At 58.0% G+C, this 21,256-nt stretch carries 19 protein-coding genes; 14 read left to right on the top strand and 5 right to left on the bottom strand.

Annotation, left to right across the window (positions count from 1 at the left end; all coding sequences use genetic code 11):
• Positions 1-83 precede the first annotated feature (83 nt).
• Positions 84-1,514 carry a methyl-accepting chemotaxis protein gene (locus GWQ27_RS07580; protein WP_275907046.1) on the bottom strand — a complete coding sequence of 477 codons (1,431 nt, stop codon included), beginning with the start codon at positions 1,512-1,514 and terminating at the stop codon, positions 84-86.
• Between the two features lie 86 nt (positions 1,515-1,600).
• Between GWQ27_RS07580 and yccX the strand changes: the two genes are divergently transcribed.
• On the top strand, positions 1,601-1,873 hold the full coding sequence (yccX, locus tag GWQ27_RS07575; RefSeq protein WP_275907045.1) for an acylphosphatase: 273 nt from the start codon (positions 1,601-1,603) through the stop codon (positions 1,871-1,873).
• Between the two features lie 69 nt (positions 1,874-1,942).
• Here the strand turns inward: yccX and GWQ27_RS07570 are convergent, their stop codons facing one another.
• A complete protein-coding gene (locus GWQ27_RS07570) occupies positions 1,943-2,578 on the bottom strand; it encodes a glutathione S-transferase family protein (protein ID WP_275907044.1) in 636 nt (211 codons plus the stop codon).
• Positions 2,579-2,769: 191 nt separating this feature from the next.
• A complete protein-coding gene (gene metG / locus GWQ27_RS07565; protein ID WP_275907043.1) occupies positions 2,770-4,803 on the bottom strand; it encodes a methionine--tRNA ligase in 2,034 nt (677 codons plus the stop codon).
• A 186-nt stretch (positions 4,804-4,989) separates the two neighbouring features.
• On the opposite strand from metG, the gene apbC reads away from it, so the two are divergent.
• The 4 genes from apbC (at position 4,990) to GWQ27_RS07545 (ending at position 9,372) form a co-directional block, all read left to right on the top strand.
• The gene (gene apbC, locus GWQ27_RS07560) at positions 4,990-6,072 is read left to right on the top strand and encodes an iron-sulfur cluster carrier protein ApbC (protein ID WP_275907089.1); all 1,083 of its coding nucleotides are present in this window, start codon (positions 4,990-4,992) and stop codon (positions 6,070-6,072) included.
• Between the two features lie 109 nt (positions 6,073-6,181).
• The gene (gene udk, locus GWQ27_RS07555) at positions 6,182-6,826 is read left to right on the top strand and encodes a uridine kinase (protein WP_021138915.1); all 645 of its coding nucleotides are present in this window, start codon (positions 6,182-6,184) and stop codon (positions 6,824-6,826) included.
• 63 nt (positions 6,827-6,889) lie between these two features.
• Complete coding sequence (gene dcd / locus GWQ27_RS07550) at positions 6,890-7,471, top strand: dCTP deaminase (protein WP_005311470.1); 582 nt, start codon at positions 6,890-6,892, stop codon at positions 7,469-7,471.
• A gap of 428 nt (positions 7,472-7,899) precedes the next feature.
• Positions 7,900-9,372, top strand: a complete 1,473-nt coding sequence (locus GWQ27_RS07545) for an inorganic phosphate transporter (protein WP_275907042.1) — start codon at positions 7,900-7,902, stop codon at positions 9,370-9,372.
• Between the two features lie 774 nt (positions 9,373-10,146).
• Here GWQ27_RS07545 and rne read toward each other — a convergent pair.
• Entirely contained in the window at positions 10,147-13,356 is a 3,210-nt protein-coding gene (gene rne, locus GWQ27_RS07540) for a ribonuclease E (protein WP_275907041.1), read from the bottom strand.
• 413 nt (positions 13,357-13,769) lie between these two features.
• On the opposite strand from rne, the gene rluC reads away from it, so the two are divergent.
• Positions 13,770-14,714, top strand: coding sequence for a 23S rRNA pseudouridine(955/2504/2580) synthase RluC (gene rluC, locus GWQ27_RS07535; RefSeq protein ID WP_236091693.1), 945 nt, complete (start codon positions 13,770-13,772; stop codon positions 14,712-14,714).
• Positions 14,714-15,361 (top strand): HAD-IA family hydrolase, encoded by a 648-nt coding sequence (locus tag GWQ27_RS07530; RefSeq protein WP_155602706.1) that lies wholly within the window; start codon positions 14,714-14,716, stop codon positions 15,359-15,361. The genes rluC and GWQ27_RS07530 overlap by 1 nt, the downstream gene beginning before the upstream one ends.
• 87 nt (positions 15,362-15,448) lie before the next feature.
• On the opposite strand, the gene GWQ27_RS07525 is transcribed toward GWQ27_RS07530, so the two are convergent.
• On the bottom strand, positions 15,449-16,030 hold the full coding sequence (locus tag GWQ27_RS07525; protein WP_099993201.1) for a nucleoside triphosphate pyrophosphatase: 582 nt from the start codon (positions 16,028-16,030) through the stop codon (positions 15,449-15,451).
• A 303-nt stretch (positions 16,031-16,333) separates the two neighbouring features.
• Here GWQ27_RS07525 and yceD point away from each other — a divergent pair, with 303 nt between their 5' ends.
• The 7 genes from yceD to acpP all read left to right on the top strand — a co-directional run bounded on the left by yceD (position 16,334) and on the right by acpP (position 21,188).
• Positions 16,334-16,855 carry a 23S rRNA accumulation protein YceD gene (gene yceD / locus GWQ27_RS07520; RefSeq protein WP_005311491.1) on the top strand — a complete coding sequence of 174 codons (522 nt, stop codon included), beginning with the start codon at positions 16,334-16,336 and terminating at the stop codon, positions 16,853-16,855.
• Between the two features lie 19 nt (positions 16,856-16,874).
• On the top strand, positions 16,875-17,042 hold the full coding sequence (gene rpmF, locus GWQ27_RS07515; RefSeq protein WP_005311492.1) for a 50S ribosomal protein L32: 168 nt from the start codon (positions 16,875-16,877) through the stop codon (positions 17,040-17,042).
• Between the two features lie 9 nt (positions 17,043-17,051).
• The gene (plsX, locus tag GWQ27_RS07510) at positions 17,052-18,071 is read left to right on the top strand and encodes a phosphate acyltransferase PlsX (protein ID WP_011898705.1); all 1,020 of its coding nucleotides are present in this window, start codon (positions 17,052-17,054) and stop codon (positions 18,069-18,071) included.
• Between the two features lie 7 nt (positions 18,072-18,078).
• Complete coding sequence (locus GWQ27_RS07505) at positions 18,079-19,038, top strand: beta-ketoacyl-ACP synthase III (protein WP_021138909.1); 960 nt, start codon at positions 18,079-18,081, stop codon at positions 19,036-19,038.
• 72 nt (positions 19,039-19,110) lie between these two features.
• Positions 19,111-20,046: an ACP S-malonyltransferase gene (gene fabD / locus GWQ27_RS07500; RefSeq protein ID WP_275907088.1), complete on the top strand. Its 936-nt coding sequence runs from the start codon at positions 19,111-19,113 to the stop codon at positions 20,044-20,046.
• A 13-nt stretch (positions 20,047-20,059) separates the two neighbouring features.
• Positions 20,060-20,794 (top strand): 3-oxoacyl-ACP reductase FabG, encoded by a 735-nt coding sequence (fabG, locus tag GWQ27_RS07495; RefSeq protein WP_058394355.1) that lies wholly within the window; start codon positions 20,060-20,062, stop codon positions 20,792-20,794.
• A 157-nt stretch (positions 20,795-20,951) separates the two neighbouring features.
• On the top strand, positions 20,952-21,188 hold the full coding sequence (gene acpP, locus GWQ27_RS07490) for an acyl carrier protein (RefSeq protein WP_005300909.1): 237 nt from the start codon (positions 20,952-20,954) through the stop codon (positions 21,186-21,188).
• The last annotated feature ends 68 nt before the right edge of the window (positions 21,189-21,256 follow it).

Raw genomic sequence — 21,256 nt, 5'->3', positions numbered from 1 at the left:
CCACATTCTATGTGGCCCGCTGGTAAAACTCAAACAACCTTGGCAAGAGAGCCTGGCTTGTCTGATCTGGCATCCGCTTCAGATCAGATCTTGAGCCCCTTCAATGCCTGGGCCAGCTCGGTTGCCGTGCCTTTGAGACCGGCAGTGCCGGCCACAGAAGCGCTGGCGGATTCCTCCACCTGACCCGCTTCGTGGCGCACCTGGTCCAGGTTGCGGGTGATCTCCTCGGCGACCGAGCTCTGCTCCTCGCTGGAGGTGGCTATCTGGGTGCTCATCTCCAGCACGGCATCGCTGTGGTTGCTGAGTTTGTCGATGTCGAGCCCCACTTCACTGATCAGCGCCTGGCTGCTGGCGGCGCGCCCGACTGTCTTCTCCATGATGTCGTTGAGGGCGCCGGTGCCGGCCTGCAGCTCTTCGATCATCTGCTGGATCTCCACAGTGGCCTGCTGGGTGCGGCTGGCGAGGGTGCGCACCTCGTCCGCCACCACCGCAAAGCCACGACCCTGCTCACCCGCACGGGCGGCTTCGATGGCGGCATTGAGGGCCAGCAGATTGGTCTGCTGGGAGATGGCATTGATGACGTTGACCACCTCGTTGATGCGATTGGCGTTGTGGGTCAGTCGCTCCACCGCGCCTGAGGCGTTGCCTATCTCGTCGGCCAGGGTGCGGATGGCGGCTATGGTACGCGATACCCGGGCGGCGCCGTTGGCCGCCTCTTCGCTCGATTGGCGAGTCTGCTGCAGAGTGTCGTTGGCGTTGCGGGCCACTTCCCGGATGGCGGCCGACATCTGCTCCATGGCGGCAGCCAAGGAGTCCATGTGCTGGCGCTGGGAGCGGGCCATGGTTTCTCCTTCGCTGGCGTGGTCACGAAACTCGTCGGCGGCCATGGTAAGTGCCTCGGCAGACTCTTCCACCAGCTGCACTATCTTGTGCTGGCGGTCGGTGAATCTGTCTATGCTGCCCGCCAGGATGGAGAACTCGTCCCGCACCGGGAAGAAGTTGAGACGGAAGGTGAGATCCCCGTCAGCCACTGTCTGCAACGCCTTGTTGGTGGAGTAGAGGGCGCCGGAGACAAAGGTCATCAGGTAGTGGGTGATGAGGGCCAGCAAGGCCGCCAGCACGGCGATGATGGTGAGGGTGGTGCCCTGTCCGTCCCACATGGAGTAGCGGCCGGCATCCAGGCTGCCGGTCACGAAGCCGGCCTGGCCTGCGCTGGCACTGAAGCGGTAGTTGTCTCCCTGTTGGGTCAGGCCGACACTGCCGGTCGGACTCAGGGTGAGATCCGCAGGCAGAGTGAGGGTCGGTTGCTGGCTCACCAGCTGGGCGCTGGTCTGGACCCTTTGTTGGAGTTGATCCAGCCTGATCTGCATCTGCTGATCATGACCATCGGCCAGCAGATACCAGGTGAGAAAGGCGATAAACAGCAGAGGGCACCAGAAGGTAATGAGAAATTTTTCACTGATCGTGAGATGAATGAGATAGCGGTCAACCCACCGGAATTTTACTTCTTTCATAATGATATTGCGTCCTGCAAGGGGGAAGAGAGTGTCGCGCTCATTATCGCCTTGGAGAGAAATTTCTTAAGGGAAAGGTGTGAGAAATGGGAGAGCAATCGTTTGTCGTGCACGTCTGGGGTCAGGTGCAAGGGGTGGGATTTCGCTACTTTACCCGTGAGCGGGCGTTGCAACTGGGACTGAGGGGCTACGCCTACAACCTGGCTGATGGCTCGGTGGAGATCCTGATCTGTGGTCCCGAGCAGGGGGTGCAGATGATGCTGGGCTGGCTGGAGCACGGGCCGTGCACCGCCGAGGTGACTAGGATGGAGTATGAAGAGGCACCGCCACCACAGAAAGGGGGATTTCACACCAATTGAGCGGAGGGAAACCGCCATGCCACGCATAAAAACGGGAGCCATCGGGGCTCCCGTTTGCCTATGTTGGCGTCAGCTGGCCTGGGCGGCGTCGGCGATGGCCTGGGTCTTGGCCAGCACGGCTTGCAGGGCAGGGCGTTTGGCCAGGCGATCCCGATAGGCGGTCAGCTTGGGGGGAATGGTCTGCTCGAAGCGGGTTGCCCACATCAGGGTATGGGCCAGCAGCAGATCCGCTATGGTGATCTGCTCCCCCAGCAGGTAGCCCTGTTCGGGCACCCAGGACTCGGCGATGGCCGCCGCCTTGTCAAACTCCCACTTGGCGGTGGGGAAGATGGCTGGCAGGCGCTGGGGTTCCGGCAGGGCAAACTTGTGCTTGCCGATGGTCCACAAGGGTTGCTCCAGCTCACAGGTAATGAAGCTGACCCACTGGGCATGCAACGCCGATACCTGCGTCCCTCTGGCTGGCAGCCAATCCGAGCCATAAACTTCGGCCAGGTACTGCATGATGGCGGCGGATTCGGTCAGTACGAAATCCCCATCTTTGAGCACCGGCATCTTGCCGCTCGGGTTCAGCGCCAGAAACCACTCGCTGCGATTCTCGCCCTTGGCGAAGTCGAGAAACTGAAATTGCCACGCCACGCCCAACTCTTCCAGTAACCAGGATATGCGCAGTGCCCGGCTGACCGGGGTTCCGTATAAGGTGATCATGTTTGCTCCTTGTCTGATGAGTGACGGGCCCATGTGCGCCCCTTGGTGAAAAGGCAGTCTAGGCAAATTGTGCCGCGGCAACAACCGCCTATGTGTGGGGGATAGGGGGCGAGTCTGCCCATGCTGTGGGAAAATGGCATAAAAAAGAGAGGCCAGATGGCCTCTCTTCTCATGGGGTGCAGCAAGCGTGCTTACTTGACCCGCATGCCTGGCTGGGCGCCTTCCTGCGGCTCCAGGATCCAGAGATCCTTGCCGCCCGGGCCTGCGGCCAGCACCATGCCTTCGGACATGCCAAAGCGCATCTTGCGCGGCGCCAGGTTGGCCACCATCACGGTCAGCTTGCCTTCCAGATCTTCCGGGTTGTAGGCGGACTTGATGCCGGCAAACACCTGACGGGTTTCACCGCCCAGATCCAGTTGCAGCTTGAGCAGCTTGTCCGCTTCCGGCACCGCTTCCGCCTTTTTGATCAGCGCCACGCGCAGGTCAAGCTTGGCGAAATCCTCATAGGAGATGGTTGGGCTTATGGGGTCATCTACCAGCGGGCCTGTCACTTTCGGTGCCTGCTCCTTGGCCAGATCTTCCTTGGAGGCCTCGATCATGGCTTCAATCTTGGCGGGCTCGATGCGGGAGAAGAGTGCCTTGAACGGTGCCAGCTGATGGTGGGTCAATGGCAGGGCGACGCCATCCCAGGTGAGGGTCTCACCCAGGAAGGTTTCGGCGCGCTCGGCCAGCAGCGGCATGACCGGTTTGAGGTAGGCCATCAGCACGCGGAACAGGTTGATGCCCACGGAGCAGACCGCCTGCAGCTCGGCGTCTGCGCCTTCCTGCTTGGCCAGCACCCAGGGCGCCTTCTCGTCCACATAGCGGTTGGCCTTGTCGGCCAGCGCCATGATCTCGCGGATGGCGCGGCTGAATTCGCGCGCTTCATAGGCCTCGCTGATGGAGGCGCAGGCGTTGGCGAACTCGGCATAGAGCTCGGGCTCGGCGCAGGTAGCGGCCAGCTTGCCGTCGAAACGCTTGGCGATAAAGCCGGCATTGCGAGATGCCAGATTGACCAGCTTGTTGACCACGTCGGCGTTGACGCGGGCCACGAAGTCATCCAGGTTCAAGTCCAGATCGTCGATGCGGCTGTTGAGCTTGGCGGCGTAGTAGTAACGCAGGCACTCCGGATCCAGGTGGTTCAGGTAGGTGGAGGCCTTGATGAAGGTGCCCTTGGACTTGGACATCTTGGCGCCGTTGACGGTCACATAGCCGTGTACGTTGACCTTGGTCGGCTTGCGAAAACCCGCCCCTTCCAGCATGGATGGCCAGAACAGGCAGTGGAAGTAGGCGATGTCCTTGCCGATGAAGTGATAGAGCTCGGCCTCGGAATCCGCCTTCCAGTAACTGTCAAAATCGATGTCGCCGCGCTTGTTGCACAGGTTCTTGAACGACGCCATATAGCCGATGGGAGCATCCAGCCAGACGTAGAAGTACTTGCCAGGGGCACCCGGGATCTCGAAACCGAAATAGGGGGCGTCGCGGGTGATGTCCCACTGCTGCAGGCCGCTCTCGAACCACTCCTGCATCTTGTTGGCCATCTCTTCCTGAATGGCGCCGGAGCCGCGTACCCAGCCAGCCAGCCAGGTTTCGAACTGGGGCAGGTCGAAGAAGAAGTGCTCGGAGTCCTTCATCACCGGGGTCGCACCGGAGACGGCGGATTTCGGATCGATGAGCTCGGTCGGGCTGTAGGTGGCACCGCAGCTGTCGCAGTTGTCGCCGTATTGCTCCGGAGACTTGCACTTGGGGCAGGTGCCCTTGACGAAGCGGTCCGGCAGGAACATGGATTTTTCCGGATCGAACAGCTGAGTGATGGTGCGGCCCTTGATAAAGCCACCGTCTTTCAGACGGCCGTAGATCAGCTCCGCCAGTTCGCGGTTCTCATCACTGTGGGTGGAGTGATAGTTGTCGAAGCTGATATTGAAACCGGCGAAGTCGGTCTGGTGCTCTTTGGAGACAGCCGCGATCATCTCTTCCGGGGTGATCCCCATCTGTTGCGCCTTGAGCATGATGGGGGTGCCATGGGCATCATCGGCACAGATGAAGTGCACCTGATGGCCACGCATTCGCTGATAACGAACCCAGATATCGGCCTGGATGTGTTCCAGCATGTGGCCAAGATGGATGGAGCCATTGGCGTAGGGGAGGGCGCAGGTTACCAGCATTGTACGAGGATCAGTTGCCATATAGTCGTTCTTGATGTGCTTGTTGGGATGATACAGTGCCGTGCATGTTACCCGAATTGGGGGTCGCCTGCCTAGGGTGGCGGCGCTGTCCGCCCTGGTGCTCGCGCTGCTTGGCAAGCAGGCACGCCACTGATTTGTGTGCGGTAACAGTTCACCTCAAGATAATGACAAGATAATGAGGAGTTACTGGTGATTGATTCAGTAAAACAGATCCTGGCCGAATTTAAGCCGACAGGGTGGGACAAGGATCTGGTTGCGGCCGGGTTTGCGCGCAGCATAGAGCAGCAAGGGCAAGGCCTGGTCATCAAACTGGTGTTGCCCTTTGCCGGATGTTCCCTGTTTGAGCAGATCAAGCAGGAGTTCGATGCTCGCCTGCGTACCGCTACCGGTGCGACCCGCATCGACTGGACCTGTGACATCGAGGTGGCCAGCATGCCGCGGGCGCAAGGGCTGGCCGCGGTGCAGGGCATTCGCAACATCCTGGTGGTCGCCTCCGGCAAGGGCGGGGTCGGCAAGTCCACTACCGCCGTCAACCTGGCGCTGGCGCTGCAAAAAGAGGGGGCGCGGGTCGCCATTCTGGATGCGGACATCTATGGCCCCTCCATTCCGATCATGATGGGTACCCTCAAGGAGCGTCCCAGCAGCCTTGACGGCAAGTTGATGGAGCCGGTGATCGCCTGTGGCCTCAAGAGCAACAGCATTGGTTATCTGGTGGCCGAGCAGGATGCCACCATCTGGCGCGGCCCCATGGCGAGCAAGGCGCTGGCCCAGATCCTCCATGAGACCCGTTGGGGCGAGGTGGACTATCTGGTGGTGGACATGCCGCCAGGCACGGGGGACATACAACTCACCATGGCCCAGCAGGTACCCACGTCAGCCGCCGTGATCGTCACTACGCCGCAAGATGTAGCGCTGGTCGATGCCCGCAAGGGGGTCGCCATGTTCAACAAGGTCAATGTGCCCGTGCTTGGCATCATAGAAAACATGAGTTATCACGTCTGCAGTGCCTGCGGTCATCACGAGTCCTTGTTCGGGACAGGTGGCGGCCAGAAGATGGCAGAGCAGTATCATGTGGCGCTGCTGGGTCAGCTGCCGCTGCACATTGATATCCGCCAACACATGGATGATGGCTGCCCAACCGTGTTCGGTGCACCGGAAGGAAGTCTGGCCCAGGCCTATCTGAAGCTGGCTCGTCGGGTGGGGGCTGAACTCTATTTCAGCGGTAAACCGATTGCGACCCCTCTCTATGCCATGGCGCTGGATGAATAATCGGCTGTCGGCTGTTTGAGGTGGATTTGAGGGTGGGCATGGCTCACCCTTTTTTATATAATGGATCGGTTTAAACAATCCCCACTGCTCTTCTCTTTAGGTATTTTCAATGTCTGATACTCAACATTCGTGTGTGATCATCGGTATTGCTGGCGCATCCGCGTCTGGCAAGAGTCTTATCGCTCAAACCATTTATGAAGAGCTGGTGGCCGAACTGGGCGCAGGTCAGATTGGTGTGATCACCGAAGATTGCTACTACCGTGATCAGACCCACCTGACCATGGAAGAGCGGGTCAAAACCAACTATGACCACCCCAATGCCCTGGATCACGATCTGCTGGTGCAGCATCTGAGCCAGCTGGTGAAAGGGGATGCGGTCAATATCCCCCAGTACTCTTACACAGAGCACACCCGCATGAACGAGGTGACACCGTTCGCCCCGCGTCGGGTGATCATTCTGGAAGGGATCCTGCTGCTGACCGACAGTCGCTTGCGGGATCTGATGGATGCCTCCATCTTCATGGATACCCCACTGGATATCTGCCTGCTGCGCCGTTTGGTGCGTGACGTACAGGAGCGGGGTCGTACCATGGATTCCGTACTCAAGCAGTATCAGAAAACCGTGCGTCCCATGTTTTTGCAGTTTATCGAGCCTTCCAAGCAGTACGCGGACGTGATCGTGCCCCGCGGTGGCAAGAACCGCATCGCCATCGACATGCTCAAGGCGCGCATTCGCCACATGTTGATTGGTTAAGATGAAACAAGCCGGGTGATGCCCGGCTTTTTTAAATGAACATTTTGTCAGGAGAGTCGCCCAATGCGTCTTTGTGATACCGATATTGAACGTCATCTGGATGAGGGCAAGATCGTCATTGAGCCAAGGCCCGGTGTTGAGCGGATCAGCGGCGTCAGCGTCGATGTGCTGCTGGGCAACGAGTTTCGGGTATTTCGCGATCATACCGCTCCCTATATTGACTTGAGCGGCCCGAACAGCGAGATGGCCGATGCCATCGATCGGGTGATGAGCGACGAGATCCACATTCCGGATGGCGAAGCCTTTTATCTGCACCCGGGCCAGCTGGCGCTGGCGGTGACCTATGAATCTGTCACCTTGCCTGCGGATATTGTCGGCTGGCTGGATGGCCGCTCCTCCCTGGCCCGTCTCGGTCTGATGGTGCACGTCACGGCGCACAGGATCGATCCGGGCTGGTCTGGCCGCATCGTGCTGGAGTTCTACAACGGTGGCAAACTGCCGCTGGCGCTACGCCCCAAGATGAAGATCGGTGCCTTGAACTTCGAGATGCTCTCCGGCCCAGCCGCCCGCCCTTACAACAAGCGGGAAAACGCCAAGTACAAGAGCCAGCAGGGCGCCGTTGCCAGCCGCATTAACCAGGATTGATATCCTCTTGATGTGATCCACTTGCTGAGTGTTGAAAGAGGGGCGCCCATGGCGCCCCTTACTGTTGGGCTTGCCATTGTGCCCAGTGACAGCGTGCAAGAGACCCAAGTGGTTGGGGCAGGGGAGCGGGCTGATTGCTTGCCCTTATGTCTCCATTATCAGGTGTCGGTCGGCCGAAAATTGACGTTGGAACCGATAGAAGATCTGCCTTGCGCTGCCTGAATGTGATGAATTGTCCCCATTTGGGGACTGTTTTTGTCAGCTCAAGTTTGTTTAATTAATCAATGACAAGCCTCGTCGTGACTGGCTCTAAGCTATTTCCCTACTGAATGCCCTTTTTTTTTCTTACTGAAATATTTCAACAACGGGTATGGCACCGCCAGCCTTCTGGCATAATCCGCCGCAACTCATAAACAGGTTCGTTTTTTATGTTTGAAATGTTTAGTGGTTTGGGTTTGTGGTGGTCAATCGGTTTGGTATTGGCCGTTTTTTTTGTGCTTGCCTATGAATTCATCAATGGCTTTCACGATACCGCCAACGCGGTAGCAACGGTTATCTACACCAAAGCGATGCCGGCTCACCTAGCGGTAGTCGCATCCGGGATCTTCAACTTTTTTGGCGTCATGTTCGGCGGTCTGGGCGTGGCCTATGCCATTGTCCATTTGCTGCCGATTGATTTGCTGTTGGGCATGGATTCCACCCAGGGTTTGATCATGGTGTTCTCCCTGCTGTTTTCCGCCATTGTCTGGAATCTGGGGACCTGGTTCCTGGGCATTCCGGCCTCCAGTTCTCACACACTGATCGGTTCCATTCTGGGGGTAGGCGGTGCCTATGCTTGGCTCAACCATCAGCCGCTGACTCAGGGCATCAACGTCGCCAAAGCCATCGACATCATGCTTTCCCTGATCATCTCGCCGACCGTGGGCTTCATCGTGGCAGCCCTGTTGCTGTTTGCCATGAAACGAGTCTGGCTGGGCAGCAAGATCCACAAGACTCCGGAAGAGCGGTTGCTGGTGGATGGCAAGAAGCACCCGCCGTTCTGGGCGCGCCTCACCCTGGTGGCTTCTGCCATGGGGGTAAGCTTCGTGCACGGCTCCAACGATGGTCAGAAGGGCATTGGTCTGGTGATGCTGGTGTTGATCTGCATGGCCCCCGCCTATTTTGCACTGGACATGAACAGCCGTTCCTACGAGCTGGATCGCACCCAGGATGCCAACCAGCGCATCATGGAGATCTATCAGCGCAACCACGAGCTGGTGTCTCAGGTCGTGGACTTCAAGGTGCCTGCCCAGGCCCAGGAAGAGCTGATGACCCATTGCTCTGCGGACGCTACGCTGCAAAACATGGCAACCCTGGATGCCCGTCTGGGCGCTGTGCGTACCTATGAAGAGATGGTCCTGACCAATCGTCGGGAAGTGCGTCGCCTGCTGCTGTGTATTGACGACACAGCCCGCAAGGTGTCCAAGCTGCCGCTGCCGGCCAAAGAGCTGACTGACCTTGCCAAATGGCGCAAGGATCTGACAGCGACCGCTGAATATGCACCGACCTGGGTCATCGTCTCCATCGCCTTGGCGCTGGGTTGCGGCACCATGGTAGGCTGGCGTCGTATCGTCTATACGGTGGGTGAGAAGATAGGCGCCACCGGCATGACATACAGCCAGGGCATTGCCGCCCAGATCACTGCGGCGGCTTCCATCGGTGTTGCCAGTTTGACCGGTATGCCTGTGTCCACCACCCATATCCTCTCTTCTGCGGTAGCGGGGACCATGGTAGCGAACAAATCCGGCCTGCAGAGCCAGACCATCAAGACTATATTGATGGCCTGGGTGCTGACCCTGCCGCTGACCATGTTGCTCTCGGGTGGTCTGTTCCTTATCAGCCACCATCTGTTCGGTGGCTGATAACAGCGAAATCTTGTTGATTGACGAAGGGCCTGCGGGCCCTTTTTTCATTGCAGTGGATCAGAGTCCGTCTGCTTCGTCTCGAACCAATACAAAGCGTTGACCAAACAGGATGGGCTTCCTGGTTACATTATATATGCCATCAAACTAGAGATGTTGCTCATCCAATAACGCCGCCTATCCAACATGCATATCCCTATCCCCGCAACACATGCCAACAGTAACCCTGTGCATTGCAGACGTCACTCAAGGGGCTGCTACTCTTACAGCCCATTATCAAGGGTCAGCATACGTTACATACCCAGGGCGCAAGAGGGGGGCGCCTGTGCTCATCATCTGGGACATGCCAAGATGTTATCCATTACCGCAGATACCCATCCTGGATGAATATGGGAGACAGATGTAACTGAGGATCCATCCTGGCTAAGCAGAGTCTCTGCTTGCTCGCCCCAAGACAGACACGAGTAGACAAGGGGGAGCAAGGGCATGTGCAGGGCTCTTACTCAACAGTACATTTGTCAGAGAGAGGGGTGATGATAGGCAAGCATCAATCAGAAGCGCAGCGCAAGGCCGGGCATCATTGTCTAATGACGCGAACTGGCGGGTTTGTTAGCGTTGCCAAAGGGATGACGACACCAGCTGACTGGTGCGAGGCAGGGTTATATACCGGCAGAGCAGGGGATGTTGCGGTGCGAACCCCTCACCCCGAATTGAGGATAAAAAAAGAGCCACACACTGTGTGGCTCTTTTTCTATCAGGCTAGTTAGCCAGCAATCAAGGACGGCCAGCCGGGCTGGTTGCCACATTGACGGCAGCAGTACTGCCCGCATGACGGCCAGAGCTTGCCACTTCGCTGCGAACCAGCGGTGCTTGCTCTACCGGCTCACGCTCCGGCTGGGCTGGCGCCACAGCAGGCGTTGCCATCGGGGCGGAAGCCTTGCGAGCGCTGGCCAGCAGACCGGCACCCTTGTTGACCTGCTTGGTCACAGGGGCTGCAACAGCTGCCTTGGCAACAGGCTGTTCAGCCGCAGGCTCAGCGACCGGTTCAACCACAGCAACGTCAGCAGTCACGACCGGCGCGGTTTCGATGACAGCAGGAGCTGCCTCAATGGGCGCAGTTTCGACAACCGGGGCTGCTTCGGCAACAACAGGGGCCTCAACAGCAGGCGTTGTTGCAACGACTTCAGCAGTCTTGACATCGACAGGTGCTGCTTCAATGACGGGGGTCACTTCGGCAACGACTGGCGCAGTCACTGCCTCTGCCACAACCGGCTCGGCAGCAACAGGGGCTACGTCAGCTTCAGCAACGGCGGCAACCGTGTCGGTCACTGCAGGTGCTGCGACTACGGCTACGGCGGCTTCTGCTTGCTCACGTGCTTCTTCGGCAACGGCTTCTGCCACTACGTGCTCGGTCAGAGCGGAAGAGGCTTGTACGGCAGCGGCAATGGCAGCGGCGCTCGGGATTGTGACGACAGGCACAGCCGGCTCTTCCACCTTCACCTGAGCAGCATCCGCCTGGGCGGCTGTGGTCATGGTTGCGGTGTCGGCCTGCTGATCGTCATCATCACGCTGGCTACGGGCATCTTCGTTGATGCGCTTGCGGCGTTGGCCCTCGATACGCTGAGTGCGCGGGGTGCGACGGGAGCGACGCTGGCCGTCGGCCTGCTCGTCACTCTGCTCAACGGCATCCGCCACGACAGCAACGGGAGCCTCGGTCGGCACAACGGCGACATCGCTGGCCGGTACGTCGGCACGGATCTGCTTGCGCAGTTGACGACGTTCGCGGCGCTCGGCGACTTTCTGCTCTTTTTCCTGCTGCGGCTCGGCGCTGACAAGGGCGGTTTCAACGGCTTCTACCGCTTCAATGACCACCTCGGCACGGGGCTCGCGCGGTGCACGGGGCTCACGAGCCGGACGCGGGGCGCGCGGTTCACGTTCCTGACGCGGTTCGCGGGGCTCACGTTCCATACGCTGCTCGCTGCGCACTTCAGTGCGAGTTTCACGTTCCTGACGTGGCTCCCGCTCTTGACGAGGTTCGCGCTCTTTGCGCGGACGACGGTTGCGGCTTTCGCCACCCTCGCGACTGGCGGCGCCTTCGCGCTTCTCACCCGCTTCAGCTGTGTTGCGGCTGTTGCGGTTGTCGTCACGACGGGGACGCTGACCACGGCCACGGGTGTCATCACGCTGATGACGATGAGCCTCGTCCTTGCGTGCTTCCCGTTGCATTGCCGGTTTCTCGGCAGGGGCCTTGACATCGGCAGGGGCTGCGTCGGAACCGAACAGACCTGAAATGGCCTTGAACAGTTTGCCAAACAGACCCGCTTCCGCTTTGGCGGCAACGGGGGCTGGCGCCGCGACGGGGGCGGCAACTGCAGCCGGCGCAGCCGGTTGAGGTGCCTGGACGAAGCCTTGCAGCAGCGGTTGCTCACGCTCGATCACCTGAGTCTGCTTCGGCTGGTAGACCGGCTTGGCAATCTCGGTTTTCAGCTCGTAGCTGGCCGCTTCCGGGATTTCGTTCTGACGGATGCGGGTCACTTCGTAGTGCGGGGTTTCGAGATGCTGGTTAGGAATGATGTACAGACGTACTTCATTACGCTGTTCCAGACTGGCGATGGAGGCGCGCTTCTCGTTGAGCAGATAGGCGGCAACATCAACCGGCACCTGAGCATGAACCTGCTCTGTGTTGTCCTTCATGGCCTCTTCTTCGATGAGACGCAGGATGGACAAGGCCAGTGATTCGTTGTCACGGATGACCCCCTGGCCCTGGCAACGGGGGCAGATATGACTGCTGGACTCGTTGAGGGAGGGGCGCAGACGCTGACGGGACATTTCCAGCAGACCGAAACGGGAGATACGGCCCAGCTGGATGCGGGCGCGGTCCTGATGTACCGCTTCACGCAGACGGTTTTCCACTTCGCGCTGATGGCGAACCGGCGTCATGTCGATGAAGTCGATGACGATCAGGCCACCCAGGTCGCGCAGACGCAATTGACGGGCAATTTCATCGGCCGCTTCCAGGTTGGTTTGCAGCGCCGTCTCTTCGATATCGCCGCCCTTGGTGGCGCGGGAGGAGTTGATATCGATGGAGGTCAGTGCTTCGGTCGGGTCTATGACTATGCTGCCGCCGGAGGGCAGGCGCACTTCGCGCTGGAAGGCCGACTCGATTTGGCTCTCAATCTGGAAGTGGTTGAACAGGGCAACTTCACCCTTGTACAGCTTCACGCGGTTGAGGAAATCGGGACGAACCAGCTCGATGTGAGCCCTGGCGCGTTCGAAAATCACCGGATCATCGATCAGGATCTCGCCGACATCGCGACGCAGGTAGTCACGAATGGCACGTACTATCACGTTGCTTTCCTGGTGGATAAGCACGGGAGCAGTTCGGTCCTGTGACGCCTTGTGGATGGAATCCCAGTGGTTGAGCAGAACGTTGAGATCCCATTCCAGCTCTTCCGGGGATTTGCCAACACCGGCGGTACGCACGATCAGGCCCATGCCGTCCGGCACTGTCAGTCCGCTCAGAGCTTCTTTCAGTTCTGTCCGTTCATCGCCCTCAATGCGGCGGGAGATACCGCCTGCACGGGGGTTGTTCGGCATCAGCACCAGGTAGCTACCGGCCAGGCTGATAAAGGTGGTGAGGGCTGCACCCTTGGTGCCACGCTCTTCTTTATCGATCTGGACGATCACTTCCTGGCCTTCGCGGACCACTTCTTTGATGTTGGGACGACCCTGATAGGAATAACCGGAGGGGAAGTAATTGCGGGCGATTTCCTTTAACGGCAGGAAACCGTGGCGTTCAGCGCCGTAGTCGACAAAAGCAGCTTCGAGACTGGGTTCTACACGGGTGATCTTACCTTTGTAGATGTTCGCTTTTTTCTGCTCATGGCCCGGACTTTCAATATCCAAATCGTAGAGCTGTTGTCCGTCAACCAGCGCTACGCGCAACTCCTCTTCCTGAGTCGCGTTGATTAGCATTCTTTTCATTGAGTTCTCGTTATTTTGTCATTTTGATTTCCTCCACAGGATCCTGCCGGCGCCGGCCTCGGGTCTTCAGCATACTTGGGCAACCTCCCGGTTGGGGTATGCATGAGGCGCAAACTAAGGGCGCTCTGGTTCGGCCTTCTCGAGAAGGCATGAATTAAGGATGCCGATGTGGAGACAAATAATCGGTTCTGCTTGTGTTCTCCATGCGTTGTACCTCGCACCCGGGAACCGTCATGTTCTTGTATACACGGTGTTTTGGGATTGGGTGGCATAAATATTGGCCACTTAGTACAAGGCTTGAACACAATGACAAAACCTTGTTTATTATCCCATTTAAACCACTTTTATAGCAAGGCGCCATTTTTCAACAAAGCATGCAGCCAAGGGGCGCCGGCGGTGTTAAAATCCGCGCCATGACACAGATACAACAACAAGTGCAGCTGCTCACCATCGAAGCTGAGCATGAAGGGCAGCGCATCGACAATTTTCTCAAGACTCAGCTAAAGGGCGTCCCCAAGAGCCTGATTTATCGCATCCTTCGAAAAGGGGAAGTGCGCGTCAATAAAAAGCGCATCAAACCGGAATACAAACTCTGCCCGGGTGACGAGGTGCGGGTTCCCCCCGTGCGGGTTGCCGAGAAGAATGAACTGCCCTCTGCCAACCTTGGCAGCATCCAGCGTCTGGAGAGCCAGATCCTGTTTGAAGACGACGCCATGATAGTGCTCAACAAACCGTCCGGCATGGCCGTGCACGGCGGCAGTGGTCTGAGCTTTGGCGTCATAGAGGGACTGCGAGCCCTGCGCCCGGACGCCCGCTTCCTGGAGCTGGTGCATCGGCTTGATCGTGACACCTCTGGCGTGCTGCTGGTTGCCAAGAAGCGCAGTGCGCTGCGCAGCCTCCATGAGCAGCTGCGGGTCAAAACCATGCGCAAGCAGTATCTGGCATTGGTGCGCGGCCAGTGGCAGCCCCACGTCAAGGTGGTCAATGCGCCGCTGCGCAAAAATGATCTGCAATCCGGTGAACGGGTAGTGCGGGTCAGCAGTGATGGCAAGCCATCCGAAACCCGCTTCCGCATCGCCCGTCAATTTACCGAGGCGACCCTGGTCGAGTGCAGTCCGATCACGGGGCGTACCCACCAGATCCGGGTCCATACCCAGCATGCAGGTCATCCCATTGCCTGTGATGACAAGTATGGGGAAGCAGCCTTTGACGAGAAAATGCGCAGCCAAGGGCTGAAACGGCTATTTTTGCACGCCTGGAAGCTGACATTCACTCATCCGGTTGATGGCCGCGAGGTGCTGATCGAGGCACCGCTCGCGCCTGAGCTCGACAATTTCCTCAACAAGTTGGCACGCTGATGAAGGCTATCCGACTCGCCATTTTCGACTGGGACGGTACCCTGATGGACTCGGTGGGGCGGATTGTTGCCTGCGTCGCGGGGGCGGCGCGCGATTGCGGCGAGCCGGTGCCCACTGCGGTGCAGACACATCAGATAATAGGGCTCAGCCTGGAGGTCGGCATTCCGCTGCTGTTTGACCTGGCGCCGGGCGGCGAGCGGGTCAACGCCCTGATCGCCCGCTATCGTCACCATTATGTGCATGATGGCACGCCCAGCCCACTTTTTGTCGGGGCGAGTGCGCTGCTGCACCACTGGCACGGGCAGGGGATTGCGCTGGCGGTGGCCACCGGCAAGTCTCGCCGCGGCCTGGATCGGGTGCTGGATGATACTGGCCTGCGACCGCTGTTTGCTGCCACCCGTGGCGCGGACGAGGCCAACTCCAAACCCGATCCTCTGATGTTGACGCAAATTCTGGATGAGCTGGGCTTTGCTCCCCATCAGGCAGTGATGATCGGTGACTCCATCCACGACATGGCGATGGCAGAAGCGCTCGCCATGCCGCGGATCGGCGTAAGCTGGGGTGTGCACGACAAGAAGCGCTTGCAGACACATGATCCGCTTGCGGTCGTCGATACCATGGACGAGTTGAAGCTGCTGCTGGGTTAGTCTTGCCATATGCCAGTTGAATAAATGACGAAACGGGAGCCTGGGCTCCCGTTGTTCGCTTAGCTCGTCGTGGATAGGCCATTCCCGTCAGGGCAGGGCGAGGCCGTGGCGTTCCAGCAGCTCGATCAGACCGATCAGGGGCAGGCCGATCAGGGCGTTGGGATCGCGCCCCTCCAGCCCCTTGAACAGCACTATCCCCATACCTTCACATTTGAAACTGCCCGCGCAATCAAGGGGCATCTCCGCTGCCACGTAGCGGCGAATGGCGGTCTCATCCAGAGTGCGGAAGTGCACAGTGAAGGGCTCCACCAGCTGTTCTGCCTTGCCGCTGGCGGCATCCAGTACGCACAGGCCGGTATAAAAGGTGATGCTGCGGCCCCGTGCGGCCATCAGTTGTGCCACAGCCTTCTCCACAGTGCCCGGCTTGCCCAGGATCTGACCGTCGCAGACACACACCTGATCGGACCCTATGATCAATCCCTGATCACGCTGGTTGGCAATGGCATTAGCCTTGGCATAGGCCAGCCGCGCCACCAGCGTCTCGGCAGATTCGCCGAGCAGGGGAGATTCATCCACCTCGGGCGCTGCACATGCAAAGGGAAGGCCGAGTTTTTCCAACAGGGTTTTGCGATAGCGGGACGTGGAGGCGAGGATAAGCTGTGTTGGCATTGTGTTGTGATGTCCTGATTCGATGCAGTCAGATGCCGATGGTATCGTCACGCCGTGAGCCGGGCAAATCTCCGATGAGGTTTCCATGCTGGACCAGCAATGATGTGGATGGCACTTGGGTTGTCATTCTGGGTGAGCAGTATATCCGGACAGGATCCTGTGTAGGATCCTGCTGTTTATGGCATAATCAGCCACCGATGAGAACAAGTCCCGGCATCTCAGGGACTTGTATGGTTAAAATCATCGGCGGTAAGGACTTTTTCCTTTGACTATCAGTTGTTGGACCTATAATATTCGCGCCCTATGCAAAAGGTGAAGTTGCCCGTTAAGGTTGATCCAGTCCGTAATGCCTTGAAGCTGCTCGACTATGTCGGGATAGTGGAAAAGTCGCAGATGCCCAGGCTGGAGGAATCAACCGCAGGCTTGCAGAGTGATGTTGATGTATCACTGCACTTTGGCAAAGATGTCCAGAAGTTGACCGTTATGAAAGGCACTGCCCATGCCAAGGTTGACCTGGTTTGCCAGCGGTGTGGAGAGACATTCGAGCACCTTTGTGAAGCTGATTTTATCTACACTCCGCTGTTTGAAAAAACAAACGAGGAAGAACTGCCGGAAGCTTATGAGCCCATTGAGTTGGACGAAAACGGCGAGATAGATCTTCATCAAGTTCTGGAGGATGAACTCATCCTCTCGTTGCCTCAGGTGGCAATGCATCCAATGGATGCGTGCCCTCGCGGTAACATGGACATGACTTGGGGTGATATCGAACCTGCTGATGAGCGGCCGAATCCCTTTGCAGTTCTTGAAGAGCTTAAACGTAAGTGAATCTAGGAGTTAGCCTACAATGGCCGTACAACAGAACCGTAAAACCCGTGCCAAGCGTGGCATGCGTCGTTCACACGATGCGCTGACCAGTGCAGCTCTGACTGTTGATCAGACCAGTGGTGAAATTCATCGTCGTCACCATGTGACTGCCGATGGTTTCTACCGCGGTAAAAAGGTAATCGCTTAAGGATTGCCTTTGTCTACGCAAACTGTCGCGCTAGACATAATGGGGGGAGATATTGGCCCCTCGGAAACAGTGCCTGCCGTTGTGCAGGCACTGTCTCTTTTGCCCCAGCTAAAACTCATTCTGGTTGGTGATCAACACCAGACCACTGCCTTATTGCAGCAACATGGCTTGCTGACTCATCCTCGCGTTCGTTTCGTACATGCATCCCAAGTGGTTGGCATGGGCGACAAGCCGATCGTGGCGCTGAGAACTCTGAAAGACTCCTCCATGCGGGTTGTGCTCAATCTGGTGAAAGCCGGTGAGGCTGATGCCTGCGTCAGTGCCGGTAATACCGGTGCCCTGATGGCCATGGCCAAGTGTGTGCTCAAATCCTTGCCCGGTGTCGACAGACCTGCGCTCATCAAGGCGTTGCCGACCTTGAGTGGCAAGCGTACCGTGATGCTGGATCTCGGCGCCAATGTCAGCTGCGATGCCGACACCCTGTTGCAGTTCGCTGTGATGGGGTCGGTGGTAGCCGAAAAGGTTGAAGGCATTGCGTCGCCCCGGGTTGCCTTGCTCAACGTGGGGGAGGAGGAGATAAAGGGCAATGACCTGGTGCGTCACAGCGCAGAGTTGCTCCGTCAGTGCAGCGCACTCAATTTCGTTGGCTTTGTCGAGGGGGATCGCATCTTCAGCGGCGAGTGTGATGTTATTGTCTGCGATGGTTTTGTTGGCAATGTCGCCCTCAAAACGGCGGAAGGGGTAGTGCGGATGATGGCCCAGCTGGCCGGATATCCCCGCAAAAAACGCAGTTTTCTTGGCCGACTCGCCGGATTTATGTTCAAACGACGTTTTTCTTACCTGAACCCCGACCAGTATAACGGTGCAAGTCTGTTAGGATTGCGCGGCATTGTGGTAAAAAGCCATGGGCGAGCCGAACGGCACGCTCTGTGTAATGCGATCCTGCTGGCCGCACAAGAGGCCAAGCATCAACTTCCATTGCAAATAGCAGATCGCCTTGAATCTGTCTTTTCCGACAGGGATCTATAAGAACTCTATGCATAGCAAAATTCTGGGTACTGGCAGTTATCTGCCGAGTTCAGTGCGTACCAACGCCGATCTCGAGCAAATGGTTGAAACCAGTGATGAGTGGATCGTGGAACGTACCGGGATTCGTGAACGCCGTATTGCCGGTGCCGACGAAACTGTCGCCACCCTGTCTCACCAGGCCGCCCTGCGCGCCCTGGAGGCTGCGGGTCTGACCGCTGCCGATCTCGACATGATAGTGCTGGCCACCACCAGCGCCGAAAACGCCTTCCCGGCTGCCGCCTGCGAGCTGCAGGGATTGCTCGGTGTGCCAGGCATTCCTGCATTTGACGTGGCCGCCGCCTGCGCCGGTTTCACCTATGCGCTCTCCATTGCCGACCAGTTCGTCAAGTCCGGGGCCGCCCGCCATGTGCTGGTTGTTGGTGCAGATGTGCTGTCCCGCATGTGTGACCCGCAAGATCGTGGCACCATCATACTGTTTGGTGACGGGGCAGGGGCTGTGATTGTTGGCGCAAGCGAGACGCCTGGGATCCTGTCAACGCACCTCCATGCAGATGGCCGTTATGGCGATCTGCTCAAGCTGCCGCACCCTCGTCGCGGCATGCCGGGCGCCGAGCTCGAAGCCTACATGTATATGAAGGGCAACGATGTGTTCAAGGTCGCGGTGACGCGGCTGAGCGAGATCGTGACCGAGACGCTGGCAGCCGCTGGCATAGCGCCGAGCGAACTCGACTGGCTGGTACCGCACCAGGCCAACTTCCGCATCATCAGCGCGACCGCCAAGAAGCTCGGCATGAGCCTCGATAAAGTGGTGCTGACCCTCGACAAACACGGCAACACCTCTGCTGCCTCCGTGCCCATTGCCTTCGATGAAGGGGTGCGTGACGGCCGGATCAAACCGGGCCAGCTGGTACTGCTGGAGGCCTTCGGCGGTGGTTTCGCCTGGGGTTCGGCGCTGATCCGCCTCTGATCTTCAGCGGGATGGCGCCAAGGCATCATCCCGTGACCGATTTCGTTTTGTCTTACCTTAAAGGAATCAATGATGACCCAATTTGCCATTGCCTTCCCGGGACAAGGCTCCCAAGCCGTTGGCATGCTGGCCGAGCTGGCCGAGCAACACGCAGTGATCAAGGAAACCTTCGCCGAGGCGAGCCAGGTGCTGGGTTATGACCTGTTTGCCTTGGTCATGGATGGTCCGGTTGAAGATCTGAACAAAACCTGGCGTACCCAGCCAGCGTTGCTGACGGCATCCGTCGCCCTGTGGCGTCTGTGGCAACAGCAGGGTGGGGCCACCCCCGCCATGATGGCCGGCCACAGTCTGGGTGAGTACTCTGCACTGGTGTGCAGTGGCGCGCTGGATTTCGCCGATGCGGTCAAACTGGTTGAACTGCGTGGTTTGGCCATGCAGGAAGCCGTACCGGAAGGGACCGGTGCCATGGCGGCCATCATAGGTCTGGATAACGAAGCCATCGCCGCCAACTGCGAAAAAGCGGCGCAAGGTCAGGTGGTCTCTCCGGTCAACTTCAACTCCCCGGGCCAGGTGGTGATCGCCGGTCACAAGGAAGCTGTTGAGCGCGCCAACGTACTGATGAAAGAGTCTGGCGCCAAGCGTGCATTGCCGCTGCCGGTCTCGGTGCCATCCCACTGTGCACTGATGAAACCTGCCGCAGAAAAACTGGCGGCTGCGCTGGACGGGATCGAGATCAAGGTTCCAACCATCGCAGTCATCAATAATGTCGACGTATCCTGCGAACAGGATCCGGCCGCCATCAAGCAAGCGCTGGTGCGTCAGCTGTTCAGTCCGGTCCGTTGGACCGAGACGGTGGAGCGGATGGCCAATGAAGGTGTCACCCTCGGGATCGAGATGGGGCCGGGCAAGGTATTGACCGGGCTGGCCAAGCGCATCGACAAGCGCGTGGAAGGTATCCATGCCAACGATGTAGCCTCTTTCGAGCTGGCGCTGGCCCAGTCCAAGTAAACAGGAGCAGATAATGAGTTTTACCAATAAGGTTGTGTTGGTGACCGGTGCCAGTCGTGGTATCGGCCGTGCGATTGCCGAGACATTTGCGGCCCGTGGCGCAAAAGTCGTCGGCACAGCGACCAGCGACAGCGGCGCAGAGGCTATCAGCGCCTATCTGGGTGAGCAGGGTTGTGGCATGGCACTGAACGTGACGAGTCCTGAATCCATCGAGACTGTTTTCGCGGCCATCAAGGCACGTTTCGGCGACATCGATATCCTGATCAACAATGCCGGCATTACCCGCGACAACCTGTTGATGCGTATGAAAGATGACGAGTGGAATGAAATCATCGACACCAACCTGACTTCCCTCTATCGTCTGAGCAAGCCAGTATTGCGCGCCATGATGAAGAAGCGTCATGGCCGGATTATCAGCATCGGCTCCGTAGTCGGAACCATGGGCAATGCAGGCCAGGTCAACTATGCAGCCGCCAAGGCGGGTCTGGTTGGCTTTACCAAATCGTTGGCTCGGGAAGTGGCATCCCGTGGCATTACAGTGAATGCGGTTGCGCCCGGTTTTATCGAGACCGACATGACCCGGGCACTGAATGACGAACAACGTGCCGGCATCATGAATCAGGTGCCAGCAGCCCGTTTGGGTGATCCAAAAGAAATTGCCGCAGCTGTGGTATTCTTGGCGTCTGATGATGCCGCCTATATCACTGGCGAAACCCTGCATGTTAACGGCGGGATGTACATGGTGTAATCAATTTGTCGTGAGATCTGTTCAAATTTGCGATAGTACGCCGAAGTTTGGCGAATTTCGTGGTTTGACCAGAGGCAAGCTACTTGCAAACTGACGTTAATTGAATAAACTACCCCAACCAGACGCAATAGCGTATTTTTAAAGGAAAATTCAGGTCATGAGCAACATCGAAGAACGCGTAAAGAAAATCATCATCGAACAACTGGGTGTTAAAGAGGAAGACGTCAAGAACGCTGCCTCCTTCGTCGACGACCTGGGCGCTGACTCTTTGGATACCGTTGAACTGGTAATGGCGCTGGAAGAAGAATTCGATACCGAAATTCCTGATGAAGAAGCCGAAAAGATCACTACTGTTCAAGCGGCTATCGATTACATCACCGCTAATCAGGAATAAGTTCCTGTTCTGAAAGAAGCGGCCCAAGGGCCGCTTCTTTTATGTTTACTCCCTTTCAAAATACCTCT

The organism is Aeromonas sp. 5HA1 (genome assembly GCF_029237245.1).
GTDB classification, from domain to species: domain Bacteria; phylum Pseudomonadota; class Gammaproteobacteria; order Enterobacterales; family Aeromonadaceae; genus Aeromonas; species Aeromonas salmonicida.
Note: the sequence above shows the minus strand (reverse complement) of the source record. Positions and strands in the feature narration are given on the sequence as shown.

Coding starts and splice junctions, on each gene's coding strand:
- GWQ27_RS07580 (WP_275907046.1), bottom strand. CDS start 1,514: ATGAAAGAAGTAAAATTCCGGTGGGTTGACCGCTATCTCATTCATCTC.
- yccX (WP_275907045.1), top strand. CDS start 1,601: ATGGGAGAGCAATCGTTTGTCGTGCACGTCTGGGGTCAGGTGCAAGGG.
- GWQ27_RS07570 (WP_275907044.1), bottom strand. CDS start 2,578: ATGATCACCTTATACGGAACCCCGGTCAGCCGGGCACTGCGCATATCC.
- metG (WP_275907043.1), bottom strand. CDS start 4,803: ATGGCAACTGATCCTCGTACAATGCTGGTAACCTGCGCCCTCCCCTAC.
- udk (WP_021138915.1), top strand. CDS start 6,182: ATGTCTGATACTCAACATTCGTGTGTGATCATCGGTATTGCTGGCGCA.
- dcd (WP_005311470.1), top strand. CDS start 6,890: ATGCGTCTTTGTGATACCGATATTGAACGTCATCTGGATGAGGGCAAG.
- GWQ27_RS07545 (WP_275907042.1), top strand. CDS start 7,900: ATGTTTGAAATGTTTAGTGGTTTGGGTTTGTGGTGGTCAATCGGTTTG.
- rne (WP_275907041.1), bottom strand. CDS start 13,356: ATGAAAAGAATGCTAATCAACGCGACTCAGGAAGAGGAGTTGCGCGTA.
- rluC (WP_236091693.1), top strand. CDS start 13,770: ATGACACAGATACAACAACAAGTGCAGCTGCTCACCATCGAAGCTGAG.
- GWQ27_RS07530 (WP_155602706.1), top strand. CDS start 14,714: ATGAAGGCTATCCGACTCGCCATTTTCGACTGGGACGGTACCCTGATG.
- GWQ27_RS07525 (WP_099993201.1), bottom strand. CDS start 16,030: ATGCCAACACAGCTTATCCTCGCCTCCACGTCCCGCTATCGCAAAACC.
- yceD (WP_005311491.1), top strand. CDS start 16,334: ATGCAAAAGGTGAAGTTGCCCGTTAAGGTTGATCCAGTCCGTAATGCC.
- rpmF (WP_005311492.1), top strand. CDS start 16,875: ATGGCCGTACAACAGAACCGTAAAACCCGTGCCAAGCGTGGCATGCGT.
- GWQ27_RS07505 (WP_021138909.1), top strand. CDS start 18,079: ATGCATAGCAAAATTCTGGGTACTGGCAGTTATCTGCCGAGTTCAGTG.
- fabD (WP_275907088.1), top strand. CDS start 19,111: ATGACCCAATTTGCCATTGCCTTCCCGGGACAAGGCTCCCAAGCCGTT.
- fabG (WP_058394355.1), top strand. CDS start 20,060: ATGAGTTTTACCAATAAGGTTGTGTTGGTGACCGGTGCCAGTCGTGGT.
- acpP (WP_005300909.1), top strand. CDS start 20,952: ATGAGCAACATCGAAGAACGCGTAAAGAAAATCATCATCGAACAACTG.